This window comes from Hyphomonas oceanitis (assembly GCF_036964545.1).
Classification (GTDB): Bacteria; Pseudomonadota; Alphaproteobacteria; order Caulobacterales; family Hyphomonadaceae; genus Hyphomonas; species Hyphomonas oceanitis.
This window is the reverse complement of record NZ_JBALTL010000006.1, coordinates 112319-129574: the sequence shown is the minus strand read 5'-3', so window position 1 is coordinate 129574 and position 17256 is coordinate 112319. Positions and strand designations below refer to the sequence as shown.

The following is a 17256-nucleotide window of genomic DNA, read 5'->3' as shown; positions in this document are numbered from 1 at the left end:
GGACATAAAGAAAGGCCGGCATCCTGAGATGCCGGCCCGGGTCGTTAAGAGGGATCAAGCTCTTAAACTTTGTAGTACATTTCGAATTCCACCGGGTGAGGGTGAAGTTCGTAGCGCATGTTCTCTTCCATCTTCAGTTCGATATAGGCATCGATCTGATCGTCGTCGAACACGCCGCCCTTGGTCAGGAACTTGCGGTCAGCATCGAGGGCCGCAAGGGCTTCGCGAAGTGAGCCGCAAACCTGTGGGATCGCATTGGCTTCAGCTGGTGGCAGATCGTAGAGATCCTTGTCCATGGCATCGCCCGGGTGGATCTTGTTCTCGATGCCGTCGAGGCCAGCCATGAGCAGAGCTGCGAAGGCGAGATACGGGTTGGCCGCAGGATCCGGGAAGCGCGTTTCGATACGCTTCGCTTTCGGGTTGGAGCCGAAAGGAATACGGATCGAAGCCGAACGGTTACGGGCCGAATAGGCCAGCATGACGGGTGCTTCATAGCCCGGGACAAGGCGCTTGTAGCTGTTTGTCGACGGGTTGGTGATCGCGTTGAGAGCCTTGGCGTGCTTGATGATCCCGCCAATGTAGTAGAGGCACATTTCGGAAAGACCAGCATAGCCGTCGCCAGCGAAGAGTGGCTTGCCGCCACCCCAGATGGACTGGTGCACGTGCATGCCGGAGCCATTGTCCTTGAACATTGGCTTGGGCATGAAGGTCGCCGTCTTGCCATAGGACGCAGCCACATTGTGGATGACGTACTTATAGAGCTGCAGTCGGTCCGCCATCACGGTGAGGGTCGAGAATTTCAGGCCCAGTTCGTGTTGGGCAGGTGCCACTTCGTGGTGATGCTTTTCAGGGTCCAGGCCGATGTCGAACATGACGGAGAGCATCTCGCCACGCATGTCCTGCTCGGAGTCGATTGGAGGAACAGGGAAGTAACCGCCCTTGGGTCCAGGGCGGTGGCCCATGTTGCCCATCGGGTATTCCTTGCCGGTATTGATCGGCAGTTCCGTCGAATCGAAGCTGTAGCCCGTGTTATGGGGCTCGACCGACCAGCGGACATCGTCGAAGACGAAGAATTCGGCTTCAGGGCCGAAGAACACAGTGTCGCCAACGCCAGCGGCTTTGACATAGGCCTCTGCCTTCTTGGCCGTCGTGCGCGGGTCGCGGTTGTACGGCTGGCCGGACACAGGGTCGAGCACGTCGCACATCACTGCCAGCGTCGTTTGCTGGAAGAATGGGTCGATGATGGCGCTGTCCTGATCAGGCATGAGAAGCATGTCAGACTCGTTGATGGCCTTCCAGCCAGCAACCGACGAACCGTCAAACATCTGGCCCTCGGAGAAGAAATCATCCTCGACCATGTTTTTGTGAAACGTCACGTGCTGCATTTTGCCGCGCGGATCGGTGAAACGAAGGTCGACGTACTGAACGTCTTCGTCCTTCATCATCTTGATTAGTTTGTCAGCCATTGGATTTGCCCTCCAGGTTAGTGGTCTGAATGTGTCTTCGAACGGTTATTGCAGGATTAGAGCGCGGCGTCGCCCGTTTCGCCGGTCCGGATGCGAACAGCTTCCAGTACGGCGGAAACGAAGATCTTGCCATCACCAATCTTGTCAGTGTGGGCGGCCTTCTTGATTGCTTCCACCGCGCCTTCGACGGCGCTGTCTGCAAGAACGATTTCGATTTTCAACTTGGGCAGGAAGTCGACGACATATTCGGCACCGCGGTAAAGCTCAGTATGGCCGCGCTGACGACCAAAACCCTTGGCCTCGATCACGGTCATCCCCTGCAGACCGATCTCCTGTAGCGCTTCTTTCACGTCGTCCAGTTTGAACGGCTTGATAATTGCTTCGATTTTTTTCATGGCCCATGTTCTCCCAGCCGCTGAATTGGTATTCATTTTTGGGTAGGCTCACTCGCGCTTCTAGGCGAGTACAACATACGGAAAGGTGGGGGGGATCAAAGCGGGTGGTCAAAAAATGGACGTCGCTGCCTGCGAATTGGTCACCGAATGGCGTGATCTCCGCCATAAACGTGACGCGAGCGTCACTTTTAATATTCGGGCGATCATGCTATTTGCAGGCCTACGTTGAGCGAGCACTGAAATAAATGACCCAGATTTTTGTTCATCCTGATCGTCGACCCGCGAAGTTTCGGCCTTTGAAAGCATGGAAACACATGCAGCGGCTGATAGCCGACAAGGAGGATACCGAACAGGTATTCCACATCATCGAGGCGCTCAACGGGCGCTCGTTCGAAAAGAACTTCTATAAATTCGTGGAAAGTCCTGAGGGGAAGGCGCTGCTGGACAAGCGCGAATTCCTTCCGCCGCTGCTTGATGATCACGTGTGGATTCGTGAATTGCCTGAAGGCACAGTCGGGCGCGCCTATATGGACTTCATGGAGCGCGAAGGCCTCTCGGCCAAGGGGCTTGTCGAGGAGAGCGAGAAATTCCGCGGCGCCGTACGCGATTTCGATGACGATATGCTCTGGTATGGCAATCGCCTGCGCGATACCCACGACCTGTTTCACGTACTGTCCGGTTATGGCCGGGATGCGCTGGGCGAGGCCAGCCTGCTGGCTTTCACTTACAGTCAGACTCCCGGATTGGGTGTGATCTTCATTTCGTTCGTCGGAACGCGCCAGATCATGAAATCCGTGCCAAAAGAGGCGCGGGTCATGGATTGCTTCCGGGAAGGCAAGCGCAACGGCGCTGCCGCATCAAAAATTATACGCGAGGACATATTCGCTCTCATGCACGAACCGCTGAACGCTGCGCGTAAGCGCCTCAATATTGCTAAACCGACTGCCTACCTTCGCGCGCTGGACGTATGCCAGGCCGAGGGATTGGTGATTGACCAGATCGGCCTTGCGCCAAATGAATTTCAGGCTGCCGCGTGATTTACCTTGTGCGTCACGGAGAGGCCGCCGCCACTTGGGGCGATCATCCCGATCCCGGCCTGAGCGAGCTTGGGCAGAAACAGGCTGAGGCTGTCGCCGACATCCTGATTGAAGCAGGTGCCAGCACGGCGGTCTGCAGCCCCATGTTAAGGTGTCGTGAAACGGCCTTGCCGTTCGAGCGCCGGATGGGCCTTGTTGCGCAGGTCGCGCCGGAAGTCTCTGAGATCGATACGCCTGACGATGTCGGCGATCGCGTGACGTGGCTGCGAACGCTCATGTCGGGCGATTGGGATGCTGGGTCGCACGACTTCACCGCGTGGCGGAAAGCCATGCTCGCCTTCGTGTCAGGTCTTCCTGACGAGACAGTCGTCTTTTCGCATTTCGTTGCGATCAACGCCTTGGTTGGCTTGATTGATCAGGATTCGCGCGTTGTTGTTTTCCGTCCGGGGCATTGCTCGGTGACGCGACTAAAGCGTCAAAATGGCGTGCTTTCAGTTGCTGAATATGGAAGCGAATCCGCAACACGCGTGTTATGAGGTCGCCCCATGGGCAGACCGATTATTACTCCGCAGGAAATGGTTGCCGCCGAACAGGCGGTATTCAAGGCAGGCACCAGCAGCTTTGACGTAATGATGCGCGCCGGGACGGCAGTTGCGGAATTCCTTCATGCGCGCTGGCCAGAGGGAAAAGTGCAGGTCCTCTGCGGCCCCGGCGGCAACGGGGGCGACGGCTTTATTGCGGCCGCGCGTCTCGCAAAACTGTGGCGCGATGTCGAAGTCTTCTGTCTCGTCGAAAAGAACGCGCTAACGGGAGATGCCGCAAAAGCTGCGGCGCTGTGGGAGGGCGATGTCCGGCCATTGGAGCAGGCGCTTGAAGCGCCTCATGACATTGTTCTGGATGCTCTGTTTGGCGGTGGCCTGTCACGGCCGCTGGAGGGCGCAGCAGCTGCGCTTGCCGAGCGAGGCGGCCGGGTCGTGTCGGTTGACGTGCCTTCGGGCATCGACGGCCTGACAGCCAAACCGCTTGGCCCTTGCTTCCGGGCAGAAGGCACGATCACGTTTGCCGGCTTGCGTCCGGCCCATTTGCTCCAGCCAGGCGCAGCCTATTGCGGGCTCGTAGCAGCGGCTGACATCGGTATTCCCGTTCAGAGCCAGGCTTTTGAGAACAGCCCCATGCTGTGGGCGGGCGTCATGCCGCGGCCAGGGCAGGACGGATACAAGCACCAGCGTGGCCACCTCAAAGTGGTGAGCGGTCCCGCCTCAGCGACGGGTGCTGCGCGGCTCTCCGCCACGGCCGGCCTTCGCGCCGGCGCCGGACTTGTGACCGTCATGTCGCCTCCCGGTGCGATGACGGTGAATGCCAGCCACCTTACGGCCGTCATGTTGCAGGTCTTTGATGGGGCAAGTGACCTTGAGGCGGCTGCAAAGCAGGCGCAGGTCATGGTTATCGGGCCTGCGGCGGGGATCACCCCAGCCACACGCGCCAATGTCGAGGCACTCCTCAAATCGCAGTCGCGTGTCTTGCTGGATGCGGACGCGCTCACCGTGTTCGACAGCGCGCCAGCCTCGCTCTTCAAGCGCCTGCGCCCGCACGATATCATGACCCCGCATATGGGCGAGTTCAAACGGCTGTTCGGCGATCTCGCCGAAACTGGGGTCAACAAGATCGAGGTCGCCCGCAAGGCGGCGCGTGATGCCGGCTGTGTCGTCTTGCTCAAGGGAGCCGACACGGTCATTGCCGCGCCAGACGGGCGTGCCATCGTGAACACTCATGCAACGCCCTGGCTTGCGACAGCAGGCGCAGGTGATGTGCTCGCGGGCCTGATTGCGGGCTTCATGGCGCAGGGCATGCCGACGCTTGAAGCGGCCGCGATGGGCGCCTGGGTGCACGGCGAAGCGGGCAGGCGCGTCGGCGCCGGCCTGATCTCAGAAGACCTGGAGCGTCATGTGCCGGACATCCTGAGTGCGCTCCACGGCGAGATCGCCTGAAAATACACCTGAATGGTCTTTACGGTTGATAGAGCGGCCTGCCTCGCGTAGGAAGCGCGCTGCGCGGATATGGCGGAATTGGTAGACGCACTGGATTTAGGTTCCAGCGCCGCAAGGCGTGGAGGTTCGAGTCCTCTTATCCGCACCACTACCTTCAAAAATTGATGGCATCGTCCATTCCGGTCGTCAGTGAGACGCCGGTTTGAACGATGGCCTCCGGGCTTAATTCGCACTGGCCTCGTCCACAGCGAATGGATCGTTCGATGGGTCGTCATTCCAGATGTACTCTGCCGTCTTGGCGACGTAGTCGGCCTTCTCGCGACCATCAATCTTGGCAACAAGCCCTAGAGCCATGTCGGTCCCGGCCGAAATGCCGGACGATGTGATGTACTTGCCGTCCTCAACCCAGCGCGCGCGGCTCTGCCAGAGCACGTCGTCATCCTGGCTGGTGGCGAATTTCCACGCCATCTTGTTCGAGGTCGCCTTGTGGCCGTCCAGCAGTCCGGCTTTGGCCAGAACAGCAGATCCCGTGCATACCGATGTGGTGTACTCGGTGCCTTTGTCCTGATTGCGCAGGAATTCGAGCATGGCGGGGTTATTCACCTCCGTGCGCGTGCCCATGCCGCCGGGTATCATGATGATCTCGAACTGAGGTGCATCCTCGAACGAATAATTGGTTACGGTCTCGATGCCCTGCGCCGAAGTAACGGAGCCACCATGCTCGGAGACCGTAACGACTTCATAGTCGTCCAGCCGCCCCCACATTTCCACAGGCCCGAATACATCGAGCGTTTCGTAGCGGGGGAAAAGCACAATAGCGAGTTTCTTGGTCTTCTGGGCTTTTGCGGGTGCCGGTACAGCGCTGGCCGGCGTCTCAACCGACTGCGCAAGAGCCTGAGGCGCGCCGACAAATAGAAGTGTCGCAGCGACCTGAACGGCGGCGAATAGGGTAACTCGTCTCATCTGGGATCTCCACTTGCCAAAAGACCCTGGGCCTGAGGAATTCCAAACCCAAGGACAAGCAGCCAGCAATAGCGCCAAGGCGCCGGTTTGACCGCAATTGTGGCACAATCGGCAACACCTGCACGCCCCCGTCATTTTCGGAATTGGTTCACATAGATAACATGAGAGTGACATATCATTCGCCCCGTTCCCCAGCCCATGCAGGCGATCCAGCAGAGTCTGCGTGGACAGGCGCTTTCGCGTATGACATAAGCCGCGCCTTCAGACAGGTTTCTCACAGCTTCCAGCGTGCTTTTTGCCTCGCGACGCCAATAAAAACGGATGAATAAACCCATGCAAGTTACCCAGACCAAGGCAGAAGGTCTTAGCCGCACATTCGAAGTGAAGGTTCCGGCGAGCGAACTCAAGACAAAGCTTGATGAGCGGATTGAAGAAATCCGCCCAAGCATGCGCCTCAAGGGCTTCCGTCCAGGCAAGGTGCCTGCGGCCCATGTGCGCAAGATGTTCGGTCGCGACCTTATGGGCGAACTGATCAACAAACTGGTCGAAGACACCAACCAGAAGGCGCTCGAAGAGAACGAACTGCGCCCTGCCGGCCAGCCTGACGTTCATCTCGATGGCGACATGGAAGCCATTGTGAAGGGCGAGGCTGACCTTGCCTACCACATGCATATCGACGTGATGCCCGAGTTCACGCCAGCCGACATTACCAGCCTGACGATCACGCGCCCTGTTGCTGAAGTGTCCGACGAGCAGATCGATGAGGCCCTTGGCCGTATCGCCGAGCAAAACACCCAGTTCGAACCCCGTGCCAAGACGGCGAAAGCCAAGGATGGCGATGCTGTCGTCATCGACTTCGTCGGCAAGGTCGACGGCGTTGCCTTTGAAGGCGGCGCGGCAGAGCAGCAATCCGTCGTTCTGGGCGCGAACCGCTTCATCCCGGGCTTTGAAGAACAGCTTCTCGGCGTGAAGACGGGCGAAGAAAAAGAACTGAACGTCACTTTCCCGGAAGACTACCCTTCCGCTGATCTCGCCGGCAAGGAAGCCGTGTTCGAAGTGACCGTTCACGAAGTCCGCGCTCCCAAGACGCCGGAACTCGACGACGACTTCGCAAAAGGCCTCGGCCTTGAAGACCTCGCCCAGCTCAAGGGCCTCGTGAAGGACCAGATCAAGGCCGAGCATGACGGTGCCTCGCGCGCCAAGGCGAAGCGTGACCTGCTCGACAAGCTCGACGAAGCCCACGACTTCGACCTGCCGCCAAACATGGTTGAGCAGGAGTTCAACCAGATCTGGCAGCAGCTGCAAACCGAAATGGACGCCGGCCGCGTGTCCGATGAGGACAAGGCCAAGTCGGAAGACGATCTGAAAGACGAGTACCGCAAGATTTCCGAGCGCCGCGTGCGCCTTGGTCTCGTGCTGGCTGAAATCGGTCGTGTGGCCGATGTCCGCATCACGGAGCAGGAAGTCCAGCAGGCCCTGATCGCCGAAGCTCGCCAGTATCCGGGCCAGGAGCGTCAGGTGGTCGAGTTCTTCCAGAAGAACCCGAACGCGATGGCTCAGCTGCGCGCACCGATCTATGAGGACAAGGTTGTTGACCACATCCTGGCCACGGCCACGGTGAACGATGAAACCGTCTCCCGCGAAGACCTGTTCAAGGAAGACGAAGACTAGTCTTCCCAAATTCCTTCAGAATTCAAAGGCGCCGGGCTTCATTTCAGAAGTCCGGCGTTTTGCGTTCAGCGCAGCCCCTGACACGATAGTAAACGCTGTGTTAACCGCCTTCAGCGAAGTTCAACGACATCGATTCTGAAGGAATAGGGGCCCATGAGCGTTCAGAGCATCCGACCGCAACTGACCGAGCAGGATATCGAGCGCCTGATGCGGGGCGAAACGCCCGAGCAGCGCGCCTCGGTGGCGCACCGGGTTTGCCGCCGGATTGCGCTTGATGTCCTGAGCGACCGCGAAAAAGCCTTCGCAGAAGAGATCATGGCCATCCTTGCAGATGACGCTGCCGATCTCGTACGCCGCACGCTCGCCGTTACATTGCGCAATTCACCCATCCTGCCGCGCGATATCGCGCTGAAGCTGGCGCGCGATATCGAGGCCGTCGCCATTCCTGTGCTTCAGGATTCGCCCGTCTTCACGGATGAGGACCTGATTGAACTGGTTCTTGCCGTGACGGCCGCAAAGCAGGCGGCAATCGCCAATCGCGATTCCCTGTCCATCACGCTGACGGAAGTCATTTCGGAGCATGGCGCTGTCGAAGCCGTTCGGGTCATGTCGCGCAATGAAGGCGCGGAATATAGCGACAAGGCCTATGACGATACGCTTCGCCGCTTTGGGCAGGACGAAGTTGTACAGGCCGGACTCATCAAGCGGGATTTCATCCCGACCCATATCGCCGAGAAAATGGTGTCGCTGGTATCCGGCCAGATGTTCGACATGCTGGTCAACAAGCATGAGTTGCCCGCCCAGATGGCCATCGACCTTGCCGGCAGTGCGCGCGAACGCGCTACGATCGACCTGGTCGAGCAGGCGGGCCGCACGCAGGACCTCGGGCGCTTTGTCTCTCAGCTGAATCTGAATGGTCGCCTGGGGCACTCGCTGATCATGCGCGCGCTCTGCTGTGGCCAGATGCCGTTCGTCGAGCATGCACTTGCAGAGCTGTCAGGTGTCGGCCACCAACGCGTCTGGCTGATGATCCATGATGCCGGTCCGCTGGGGCTGCAGGCTGTGTTTGACCGGGCGGGTCTGCCCCGAAAGATGCTGCCAGCTTTCCGGGCTGCCGTGAACGTGTTTCATGAGACGTCCCATGATGGTGGCCCGAATGATCGGGCACGCTTCAGGGCGCGGATGATTGAGCGGGTGCTGACCCAGTTTCAGGCCATTCCGAAAGACGATCTGGAATATCTTCTCGACAAGCTCGACTATTATTCAGCCATGGCCGAGAGCGAGAAAGAAGAGAGCGAGTTCGACGCGGCCTAGGCGTCGGCCTTCGGGTGTGTCGCCGCGTGAATGCCGAGGTTCGCCAGGTATTCACCGTCACGCCAGTGGGCATTCTCGGCAACGATAAGCACGCCCGAGGCATCCGCTACCTCGATGATATCGAGCAGGTCAGGATTGGCGTCCAGCGTGCGCGCATCTACGCGGATCGTATCGACAAGAAGCCGCAGCGAATCATTGAGCGGCGTTTGCCATGACTTGCGCATGTCGATCGCGACCCGGAATCCATGACGGCGGAGCAGGCTGACGCGGCTGACATAGTCAGCGACGCCGCCGGCAAACGCTGCATCAGCAAACTCAAGGCAGATTTCCTGCGGGCAGAGGGATGTTCGCCTAATGGCGGCGTCACAGGCAACGGCTGTATTCGCGTGGGCAAGCGATGCAAGCGGCGCAGGCACCAGGATAGGGCGCAGCGCATCTGGCTGTCCGTGTGTGGCGGTAGCGATGCGAATCAGCTGTTCAGACAGCCACTTTGCCGGGTTGGCCACTTCGTTCGGCATGGTGCGCGGGCCAAACGCCACGCGTTCTTCGAATGCCATCGGCGTTTCACAAACCTGTCCCAGCGGGTCGCCGCTCAGCAGGTGCACAACGGAATGAAATCGTAATGTGGGGGGAGGGGAAAGGCGGCTTTGGCGGTCCAGCGGAGATTGAATGGCGCGCATGCCTGTTTCCTTTCCTGATCTTGTCTCTTGCCTTCCCTAAGGGCGAGAGTTGAACATCACGCGCAGATAATCGTCCGCATTTTCCGGAAATTTGACCAATCGAGGTTACCTCAATGTCCCAGACCCCAGCAGAACCCCGCCTTTCGGCTACCGTCCTGATCATTCGCGATGGTGAAGAGGTGCCACAGGTCCTGATGGTGAAGCGCCATTACCAGATAGATTTTGCGGCCGGCGCACTTGTCTTTCCGGGTGGCAAGGCGAACGAAGAGGATTCCGACCCTGCCTGGGACGCTTTCACGGATGGTGACTTCGGGCCCGTCCAGCAGGACGCGCGGATCGCAGCTGTCCGTGAGGCCTTCGAGGAATCCGGTCTCCTGCTTGCGCGTCATTCAAGCCAGCGAGGGCCGGGGGCGACTCTCGTCGGTCCGGCCGTGTCTGAGCGCCTTGCGCCGCATCGCGGACCGGTTGACCGGCGTGAAGAGAGCTTTCTCGAATTGATGCGCGACAATGATCTCGTGCTGGCGCTGGACAGCCTCATCCACTTTGGCCACTGGATCACGCCGGACATGATGCCCAAGCGCTTCGACACCCATTTCTACATCGCGCCTGCGCCAGCAGATCAGATCGCTGCGCATGATGGTCGCGAGACCACCGATGCTGTCTGGCTGGGCGCGCAGGAAGCGCTGGACATGGAGCTGGCGGAGCAGGCGACCATAATTTTCCCCACACGGATGAACCTTGTGAAGCTGGCCCGGGCAACGTCTGTCGCAGATGCGGCATCGCGCTTTGGCTCTGAAGAAGTCGTGTCCGTCTTGCCGAAGGCGGGCAAGGATGAATCAGGCCAGCCCTGCCTGTTCATTCCGGAAGAGGCTGGCTACGGGCAGATGATCGAGCTTTTGTCGCGCGTGAATGTCTGACTATTTGTGACCGGCCTTGGCGGCCACGCTCTGTTCCAGGGCATCGCATACGGCATCTGCCATGGACTGCGATGTGTCGCCTTTGCCCGCGCCGATAAAGGCTGCCCGGCAGGCTTCGATGTGCAGGTTTATCAGCGCAGCATTTTCGCCCGGATGTGTCTCACCCAACAGGTTGCAAAGCGATCCGCACAGCCGGGAGATGGCCGGGTAGCCGTATGATCCGGCAGCGCCCCGGATGTTGTGGGCGCACATGAAGACGGTGCGGTAGGCTTCAGGCGTAGCGCCGGGCTGCTTTGCCTGCCGCCAGGCATCCGTGAGTCGATCGAGGTCTGCTTCCATCCAGGCATCGAACTGGGATGCCATCGCGTCCACAGCGGCTTCAGCGCGATCTGCAAGGTCGTCAGGATCGGCCGTTTCAGGCTCGTGTTGTGGCTCCGGCGCGTGGGCAGGCGCAGGTATTTCAGCTGCAGTAACAGGCGGCGCGGGCGGCATCTTTATAACGCGCGAAATGTCCGGCGTCGCAATCTGCTTGGTTTCGTCGGCCTTGCCGCTCTTCGCGTTAAGCCATTTGCCAATCAGCTTTTTCATTGTCGCATCGTCCCGATCTTTGAAGCGATGCTAGGCGCCAACTCTTAAAAAACCGCTGACAAACAGGGGTGTCTGTCTCAGAAGGCAAATTGCTCACGCAGTATGCGCTCATCCAGCGCGTGGCCGGTATCAAACAGCATGGTGAGGCGCGTTTCCCGGCTTTCCCGCACGAGGACATGCTTGATGTCACGCACTTCCTGATTGTCGGCAGCCGCCGCAACAGGCCGTCGATCCGGAGCGATCACATCGATCGTCACCGTCGCATCATGGCGCAGAAGAGCACCCTTCCACCGGCGTGGACGGAAAGCGCTCACCGGGGTCAGCGCGAGAAGGTTCGCGCCAATGGGCAGGATCGGACCATGGGCAGACAGATTGTAGGCCGTAGAGCCCGCCGGTGTCGCCACCATCACGCCATCGCATGTCAGTTCTTCCATGCGCATGCGATCATCAACCGTGATTTTCAGCCGCGCCGACTGGGCTGTCTGCCGCAACAGCGACACTTCATTGATGGCAAGGGCGCTATGCTCTTCGCCATGAATGTCCGTCGCAATCATGCGCAGGGGCACGAGGCTCGCCCGCTCAGCCGCGTTGATACGGTCGACCAGACCGTCGAGGCTGTAGTCGTTCATCAGGAAGCCTACCGTGCCCCGATGCATGCCATAGACCGGCTTGTTGTCCTGGAAACGCCGACGCAGCGTATCGAGCATCGCGCCATCACCGCCGACGGCAACGATGACGTCTGCTTCTGCTTCGGGAACCTGACCGTAGCGCCGGACGAGTTCGGGAAGCGCGTCCTGTGCTTCGGGGCGCTTGGAGGCGAAAAATGAGAGGCGTAGCTGGTTCATGCCGGTCACATGTCGGCGGCGTTGGTGGAATCGTCAAGGATTTCGACGAAATGCATGCCTGATAGACCGGGGCTTTAGGCGCATTCAGGTGACGCCTGTGTCAGGTTTAACTGGCGTAAGCCGGGATTTTCCGGTAGTTTCGCACGAAAACATGGAGGAATGCGATATGGCCGATGGCGCCCAAAGTATCAATCTACGCGGTTCTGTGAGCGCAGAGGAGTGGAAAGCGCGGGTTGATCTCGCAGCCATGTACCGTCTCGTGGCCCTGCATGGCTGGGACGACATGATCTTCACCCACATTTCCCACCGTGTGCCCGGCCCCGATCACCACTTCCTGATCAACCCCTATGGCATGCTGTTCGAAGAAATCACCGCGTCATCGCTTGTGAAGATCGACCTCGACGGCAACGTCATTCAGGAAACCGAGTATTTCATCAATCCGGCAGGCTTCACGATCCACTCGGCAGTCCATGCCGCACGTGACGATGCCCATGTTGTCATGCACCTCCACACCGATGATGGCGTTGCCGTCTCATGCCAGAAGGACGGCCTGATGCCGCTCAGCCAGACATCCATGCTGGTGCGCCACGATCTTGCCTATCACGACTATGAAGGCGTCGCGCTGGACCTTGGCGAGCGCGAACGACTCGTCGCTGATCTTGGCACCAAGAACACGATGCTTCTGTACAATCACGGCACGATGGCCGTTGGCGGCACAGCAGCCGAAACATTCCTGCGCATGTTCTTCCTTGAGCGTGCCTGCACGATGCAGGTTCGCGCGCTTTCGGCTGGCCGTGATGGCGTCATCATGGCGTCTGAAGACGTGCAGAACGTGGTGAAGGGGCAGAGCAATCCGGAGGGCACAAAGGTGCTCGCCAACCGGCTCGCATGGCCTGCTCTGCTGCGCAAACTGGATCGCCAGTCGCCCGGATATGATTCCTAGGGGATTTCCCGTATGCGACAAATACAGCGTTTGTCGTAGTTGAGGATTATCAAACGGCGGTTGCCGGATTATCTAAACGCCAGTTCTTGTCCAAAGGCGACCTATTGCCATGAAACACCTCAAAGCATTCGAAGACGCCCTCGGCGAAATTCATGGTGAAGGCCGCTATCGCGTTTTCATCGACTTGCAGCGGCAGCGCGGCAAGTTTCCGAAGGCCATTGCGCGCTTTGAGGATGGCGAGCGTGAAGTGACCATCTGGTGCTCGAACGACTATCTGGGCATGGGCCAGGACGAAGACGTCATCAGTGCCATGCACACGGCAATCGACAGCTTCGGCGCCGGTTCAGGTGGTACGCGCAATATTTCGGGCACGACTCGCTACCACGTCGATCTGGAACGTGAGCTGGCTGACCTTCATCAGAAGGACGCGGCCCTGCTGTTCACCTCGGGCTACGTGTCCAATGAGGCGACGCTTTCGACACTGGGCAAGATCCTGCCAAAACTGATCATCTATTCGGACTCGCTCAATCATGCGTCCATGATCGAGGGTATTCGCCGGTCCGGCGCTGACCGGCGTATCTTCCGTCACAATGATGTCGACCACCTGCGTGCCTTGCTCGAACTCGATGATCCCGAGCGTCCGAAACTGATCGCATTTGAGAGCGTCTACTCGATGGACGGCGATTTCGGTCGCATGCAAGAGATTTGCGACCTGGCTGACGAATTCAACGCGCTGACCTATCTCGACGAAGTCCACGCTATGGGGCTCTACGGCGAGAACGGGGCGGGGGTAGCCGAGATGCTGAACCTTGCTGACCGGATCGACATTATCGAAGGCACGCTTGCTAAGGGCTATGGTGTCATGGGTGGCTATATTGCCGGCCATGAGACAGTGATCGATTCCATCCGCTCAATGGCGTCCGGCTTTATCTTCACGACGTCGACCTGTCCGGTCATGGCTGCGGGCGCGCTTGCCAGCGTGTCCAAGCTGCGGACGGACGAGGGACGTCGGCTGCGTAGCCTCCATCAGGAGAATGCAGCGCTTCTGAAGAAGAAATTTGCGGACGCAGGCCTTCCAGTGATGGATTCGCCATCTCACATCGTGCCCCTGATGGTCGGAGACCCTGAGCGTTGCAAGGCGCTGTCAGACACATTGCTCTTCGACTTCGGGATCTATGTGCAGCCCATCAACTATCCGACCGTCCCGCGTGGCACCGAGCGCCTCCGCTTCACGCCAAGCCCTGTGCATGATGGTGCGATGATGGATGAACTGGTTGCGGCAATTCTCGCCGTATGGAAGCAACTGGGCCTCGACAAAGCGGCGTAGCGTCGGTTTTTACTTAGAGTATATTGTATAATTTAAGTATCGGTCGACCTCTTCTTGCCGAGGCCGATGTCTTTGGCGTGCTGTGAACGAAGCTTCGCATAGTTCGGCGCGACCATCGGATAGTCTGCTGGCAGGTTCCAGCGTGCCCGGTACTCCTCAGGCGTCATGTCATAGCGTGACCGCAGATACCGCTTTAGCATTTTGAGTTTGCGGCCGTCTTCCAGGCAAACAAGGTATTCCGGGGTCACAGATTTCGCAATAGATACAGCAGGTTCCAATATATCGGCCGGTTGCGCGCCGCCGGTGGACAGATCAAGGATCGTGCCGTGAACCGTCTTGATGAGTGCCGGCAGTTCGGACGCGGCTACCGAATTATTGGCAACAAATGACGTGACGATACTTGCCGTCATATCCAGCACATCCGTATCGTCTATGTTGCTCATGCGTCTGCCTTGCCTCTTTCTAGTAAAACTTTGCTCCTAGTTGCTAAGAACATCCGCCTAGGCAAGCTGTAATACCATATAGATTAAAGTAAACGGGCACAATATTCGTCGAGCCACTAGAGCAAACGGAATGTGAAACGGGCTTGTTTGCAGCAGTTTGCCACGGTTGCAGCTAGGAGGCAGGCGGCGTAAAGACGTGCTGACCCCTGAAACAGGAGATTCTCATGGCGGATACGGCGGCTCCGGCCCAGATGGTGACGAGCGGATTCTTTAGTACATCGCTCCCGGAAGCGGATCCTGAATTGTTTGCAGCGATAGCCGACGAGCGGTCGCGCCAGCAACATCAGATCGAGTTGATTGCTTCTGAAAATATTGTTTCAAAAGCGGTGCTTGAAGCCCAAGGCTCGATTCTCACAAACAAGTATGCCGAAGGGTATCCGGGCAAGCGCTATTATGGCGGTTGCGAATTCGTCGACGTTGCCGAGAACCTTGCAATCAATCGTGCCAAGGCGCTGTTCGGATGTGAATTTGCCAACGTCCAGCCAAACTCGGGCAGCCAGGCAAACCAGGGTGTCTTCAACGCTGTGCTCAAACCGGGCGACACCATTCTCGGCATGAGCCTCGATGCCGGTGGTCACCTGACCCACGGCGCCAAGCCAAACCAGTCGGGCAAATGGTTCAACGCCGTTCAATATGGTGTGCGCCGTGAAGACGACCGCATCGATTTCGTCGAAGTCGAACGCCTCGCCAAAGCTCACCGTCCGCAAATGATCATCGCTGGCGGTTCCGCCTATCCCCGCGAGATCGATTTCAAGCGTTTCCGCGAGATTGCCGATGAAGTCGGCGCATTGTTCCTGGTCGACATGGCCCACTTCGCAGGCCTCGTGGCCGGCGGCGTCCATCCGAACCCGCTCGACCACGCCCACATTGCGACAACGACCACGCACAAGACGCTCCGCGGCCCGCGCGGCGGCATGATCCTTACCAATGACGAAGCGCTCGCCAAGAAGATCAATTCCGCGATCTTTCCGGGCATTCAGGGCGGTCCGCTGATGCATGTCATCGCGGCCAAAGCGGTTGCCTTCGGTGAGGCGCTGACGCCCGAGTTCAAGACATACGCCAAACAGGTCGTGGCAAACGCCCGTGCCATGGCAGCGGCTTGCAAGGCCAGCGGCCTCGATGTTGTCTCCGGCGGCACCGATACGCACCTTGCCCTGATCGACCTGCGTCCGAAAAACGTGACTGGGCGTGACGCCGAACAGGCACTCGAGCGCTCCTACATCACCTGCAACAAGAACGGCGTGCCATTCGACCCTGCCAAGCCAACCGTTACCAGCGGTATCCGTGTCGGCTCGCCAGCGGGCACAACGCGCGGCTTCGGCGAAGACGAGTTCACCCAGATCGGCAACTGGATCGGTGAAGTTGTTGATGCCGTTGCGGCTGGCGACAGTTCCGCAACCGAGGACAAGGTCCGCGCCGAAGTCAAAGCACTGACAGCTCAGTTCCCGATCTATAACGGTTTGGGAGCCTGATCCGCCTTGCGCTGTCCTTTCTGTGGTTCCGAGAATACAGCCGTAAAGGACAGCCGCTCGGCTGAAGACGACACCGCCGTGCGCCGTCGCCGCGTTTGCGAAAGCTGCGGCGCCCGTTTCACGACATTCGAGCGCGTCCAGCTGCGCGAGATCGTCGTCGTCAAGCGCGACGGCAAGCGCTCCCTGTTCGAACGGGACAAGCTATCGCGGTCCATATCGGTCGCCGTACGCAAACGCCCCGTCGACAGGGACCGGATCGACCAGATGGTCTCCGGCATTGTCCGCAAGCTCGAAAGCGGCGGTGAATCCGAAGTGCCATCCTCGCAGCTCGGCGAGCTGGTCATGGAATCCCTGAAGCGCGTCGACCCCGTGGGCTATGTCCGCTACGCCAGCGTGTATCGCGACTTCAAGGATCCAAGCGATTTCGCCCAGTTCATCGAGAAAACGGCGCTCGAAGAAGAAGATATCGACGAGTCATGAGCGGCGTGAGGGTCACCCTCAAGATCGCGACGTCCCTTGACGCCCGCATCGCGCTTGCCGACGGCACCAGCCAGTGGATCACGTCCAGCGACTCCCGCGCCAGGGCCCACCAGCTGCGCGCCGAACATGACGCCGTCCTCGTCGGCATCGGCACAGTCCTCGCTGACGACCCGATGCTGACAGCTCGCACCGTGCCCATGCCGAAGAAACAGCCCGTCCGCATTGTCGCCGACTCCAGCGGCCGGACGCCGAAACACTCCCGCCTCGTCCAGTCCATTTCCAGTGGTCCTGTCGTAGTTGCAACAGCGGGCCAGCCGCAGGACATCCTCGCCGCCAGCGGCGTGGACATCTGGCGCTGCGGCAACGGCACCCGCGTTGACGTCACATCGCTCGTGCGCCGCGCTGAGGGGGAGGGCATCACATCCATCCTGCTCGAAGGCGGCGGCACACTCGCCGCTTCCTTCATACGCGCGGGTCTCGTCGACGAAATTGCATGGTTTCGTGCGCCCATCCTGATCGGCGGGGATGGCCTGCCAGCATTGGGAAGTCTCGGCCTCGATGACCTCGCCTCTGCGTCACGATGGCGTCCTGTCGCGACGGAACGGATTGGAGATGACGTTCTCGATACTTATGTTCGAATTCAGCATAAGTCCCCCTAAGGATCCAA

At 59.2% G+C, this 17256-nt stretch carries 18 protein-coding genes and 1 tRNA gene; 12 read left to right on the top strand and 7 right to left on the bottom strand.

Annotation, left to right across the window (positions count from 1 at the left end; genetic code table 11):
- Nucleotides 1–62: 62 nt before the first annotated feature.
- Nucleotides 63–1466 (bottom strand): type I glutamate--ammonia ligase, encoded by a 1404-nt coding sequence (gene glnA, locus V7651_RS16180; RefSeq protein ID WP_035540604.1) that lies wholly within the window; start codon nucleotides 1464–1466, stop codon nucleotides 63–65.
- A 56-nt stretch (nucleotides 1467–1522) separates the two neighbouring features.
- Nucleotides 1523–1861 carry a P-II family nitrogen regulator gene (locus V7651_RS16175; protein WP_034743224.1) on the bottom strand — a complete coding sequence of 113 codons (339 nt, stop codon included), beginning with the start codon at nucleotides 1859–1861 and terminating at the stop codon, nucleotides 1523–1525.
- A 314-nt stretch (nucleotides 1862–2175) separates the two neighbouring features.
- Between V7651_RS16175 and V7651_RS16170 the strand changes: the two genes are divergently transcribed.
- From V7651_RS16170 to V7651_RS16155, 4 genes are all read left to right on the top strand, one after another.
- Entirely contained in the window at nucleotides 2176–2898 is a 723-nt protein-coding gene (locus V7651_RS16170) for a Coq4 family protein (RefSeq protein WP_241767065.1), read from the top strand.
- Complete coding sequence (locus tag V7651_RS16165; protein WP_035540608.1) at nucleotides 2895–3434, top strand: histidine phosphatase family protein; 540 nt, start codon at nucleotides 2895–2897, stop codon at nucleotides 3432–3434. Before V7651_RS16170 ends, V7651_RS16165 begins: the two co-directional genes overlap by 4 nt.
- Before the next feature lie 9 nt (nucleotides 3435–3443).
- Complete coding sequence (locus V7651_RS16160) at nucleotides 3444–4886, top strand: bifunctional ADP-dependent NAD(P)H-hydrate dehydratase/NAD(P)H-hydrate epimerase (RefSeq protein ID WP_035540610.1); 1443 nt, start codon at nucleotides 3444–3446, stop codon at nucleotides 4884–4886.
- 63 nt (nucleotides 4887–4949) lie between these two features.
- Nucleotides 4950–5034, top strand: a tRNA-Leu gene (locus tag V7651_RS16155).
- A gap of 74 nt (nucleotides 5035–5108) precedes the next feature.
- On the opposite strand, the gene V7651_RS16150 is transcribed toward V7651_RS16155, so the two are convergent.
- Nucleotides 5109–5849 (bottom strand): DJ-1/PfpI family protein, encoded by a 741-nt coding sequence (locus tag V7651_RS16150; RefSeq protein WP_335613751.1) that lies wholly within the window; start codon nucleotides 5847–5849, stop codon nucleotides 5109–5111.
- 333 nt (nucleotides 5850–6182) lie between these two features.
- Between V7651_RS16150 and tig the strand changes: the two genes are divergently transcribed.
- Together tig and spbR are read left to right on the top strand one after the other, a co-directional pair.
- A complete protein-coding gene (tig, locus tag V7651_RS16145) occupies nucleotides 6183–7520 on the top strand; it encodes a trigger factor (RefSeq protein ID WP_035540612.1) in 1338 nt (445 codons plus the stop codon).
- A 153-nt stretch (nucleotides 7521–7673) separates the two neighbouring features.
- Complete coding sequence (spbR, locus tag V7651_RS16140) at nucleotides 7674–8834, top strand: SpbR family protein (RefSeq protein ID WP_335613750.1); 1161 nt, start codon at nucleotides 7674–7676, stop codon at nucleotides 8832–8834.
- Here spbR and V7651_RS16135 read toward each other — a convergent pair.
- A complete protein-coding gene (locus V7651_RS16135; RefSeq protein ID WP_335613749.1) occupies nucleotides 8831–9391 on the bottom strand; it encodes an EAL domain-containing protein in 561 nt (186 codons plus the stop codon). The two genes, spbR and V7651_RS16135, sit on opposite strands and share 4 nt — an antisense overlap.
- Before the next feature lie 236 nt (nucleotides 9392–9627).
- Between V7651_RS16135 and V7651_RS16130 the strand changes: the two genes are divergently transcribed.
- Complete coding sequence (locus V7651_RS16130; RefSeq protein WP_335613748.1) at nucleotides 9628–10431, top strand: NUDIX hydrolase; 804 nt, start codon at nucleotides 9628–9630, stop codon at nucleotides 10429–10431.
- On the opposite strand, the gene V7651_RS16125 is transcribed toward V7651_RS16130, so the two are convergent.
- Together V7651_RS16125 and V7651_RS16120 are read right to left on the bottom strand one after the other, a co-directional pair.
- Nucleotides 10432–11019, bottom strand: coding sequence for an Hpt domain-containing protein (locus V7651_RS16125; RefSeq protein WP_035541332.1), 588 nt, complete (start codon nucleotides 11017–11019; stop codon nucleotides 10432–10434).
- Nucleotides 11020–11096: 77 nt separating this feature from the next.
- The gene (locus V7651_RS16120) at nucleotides 11097–11864 is read right to left on the bottom strand and encodes an NAD kinase (protein ID WP_335613747.1); all 768 of its coding nucleotides are present in this window, start codon (nucleotides 11862–11864) and stop codon (nucleotides 11097–11099) included.
- A 166-nt stretch (nucleotides 11865–12030) separates the two neighbouring features.
- Between V7651_RS16120 and V7651_RS16115 the strand changes: the two genes are divergently transcribed.
- Nucleotides 12031–12807, top strand: coding sequence for a class II aldolase/adducin family protein (locus V7651_RS16115; protein WP_035541334.1), 777 nt, complete (start codon nucleotides 12031–12033; stop codon nucleotides 12805–12807).
- A gap of 109 nt (nucleotides 12808–12916) precedes the next feature.
- Nucleotides 12917–14134 (top strand): 5-aminolevulinate synthase, encoded by a 1218-nt coding sequence (gene hemA / locus V7651_RS16110; protein ID WP_035541335.1) that lies wholly within the window; start codon nucleotides 12917–12919, stop codon nucleotides 14132–14134.
- A gap of 32 nt (nucleotides 14135–14166) precedes the next feature.
- On the opposite strand, the gene V7651_RS16105 is transcribed toward hemA, so the two are convergent.
- Entirely contained in the window at nucleotides 14167–14577 is a 411-nt protein-coding gene (locus tag V7651_RS16105) for a Ros/MucR family transcriptional regulator (protein ID WP_335613746.1), read from the bottom strand.
- Nucleotides 14578–14828: 251 nt separating this feature from the next.
- Here V7651_RS16105 and glyA point away from each other — a divergent pair, with 251 nt between their 5' ends.
- From glyA to V7651_RS16090, 3 genes are read left to right on the top strand one after another with little or no spacing between them, the layout of a single operon-like run.
- Nucleotides 14829–16109, top strand: a complete 1281-nt coding sequence (gene glyA / locus V7651_RS16100) for a serine hydroxymethyltransferase (RefSeq protein ID WP_335613875.1) — start codon at nucleotides 14829–14831, stop codon at nucleotides 16107–16109.
- A 6-nt stretch (nucleotides 16110–16115) separates the two neighbouring features.
- A complete protein-coding gene (gene nrdR / locus V7651_RS16095) occupies nucleotides 16116–16589 on the top strand; it encodes a transcriptional regulator NrdR (RefSeq protein WP_035541337.1) in 474 nt (157 codons plus the stop codon).
- On the top strand, nucleotides 16586–17248 hold the full coding sequence (locus V7651_RS16090) for a RibD family protein (RefSeq protein WP_035541338.1): 663 nt from the start codon (nucleotides 16586–16588) through the stop codon (nucleotides 17246–17248). Before nrdR ends, V7651_RS16090 begins: the two co-directional genes overlap by 4 nt.
- The last annotated feature ends 8 nt before the right edge of the window (nucleotides 17249–17256 follow it).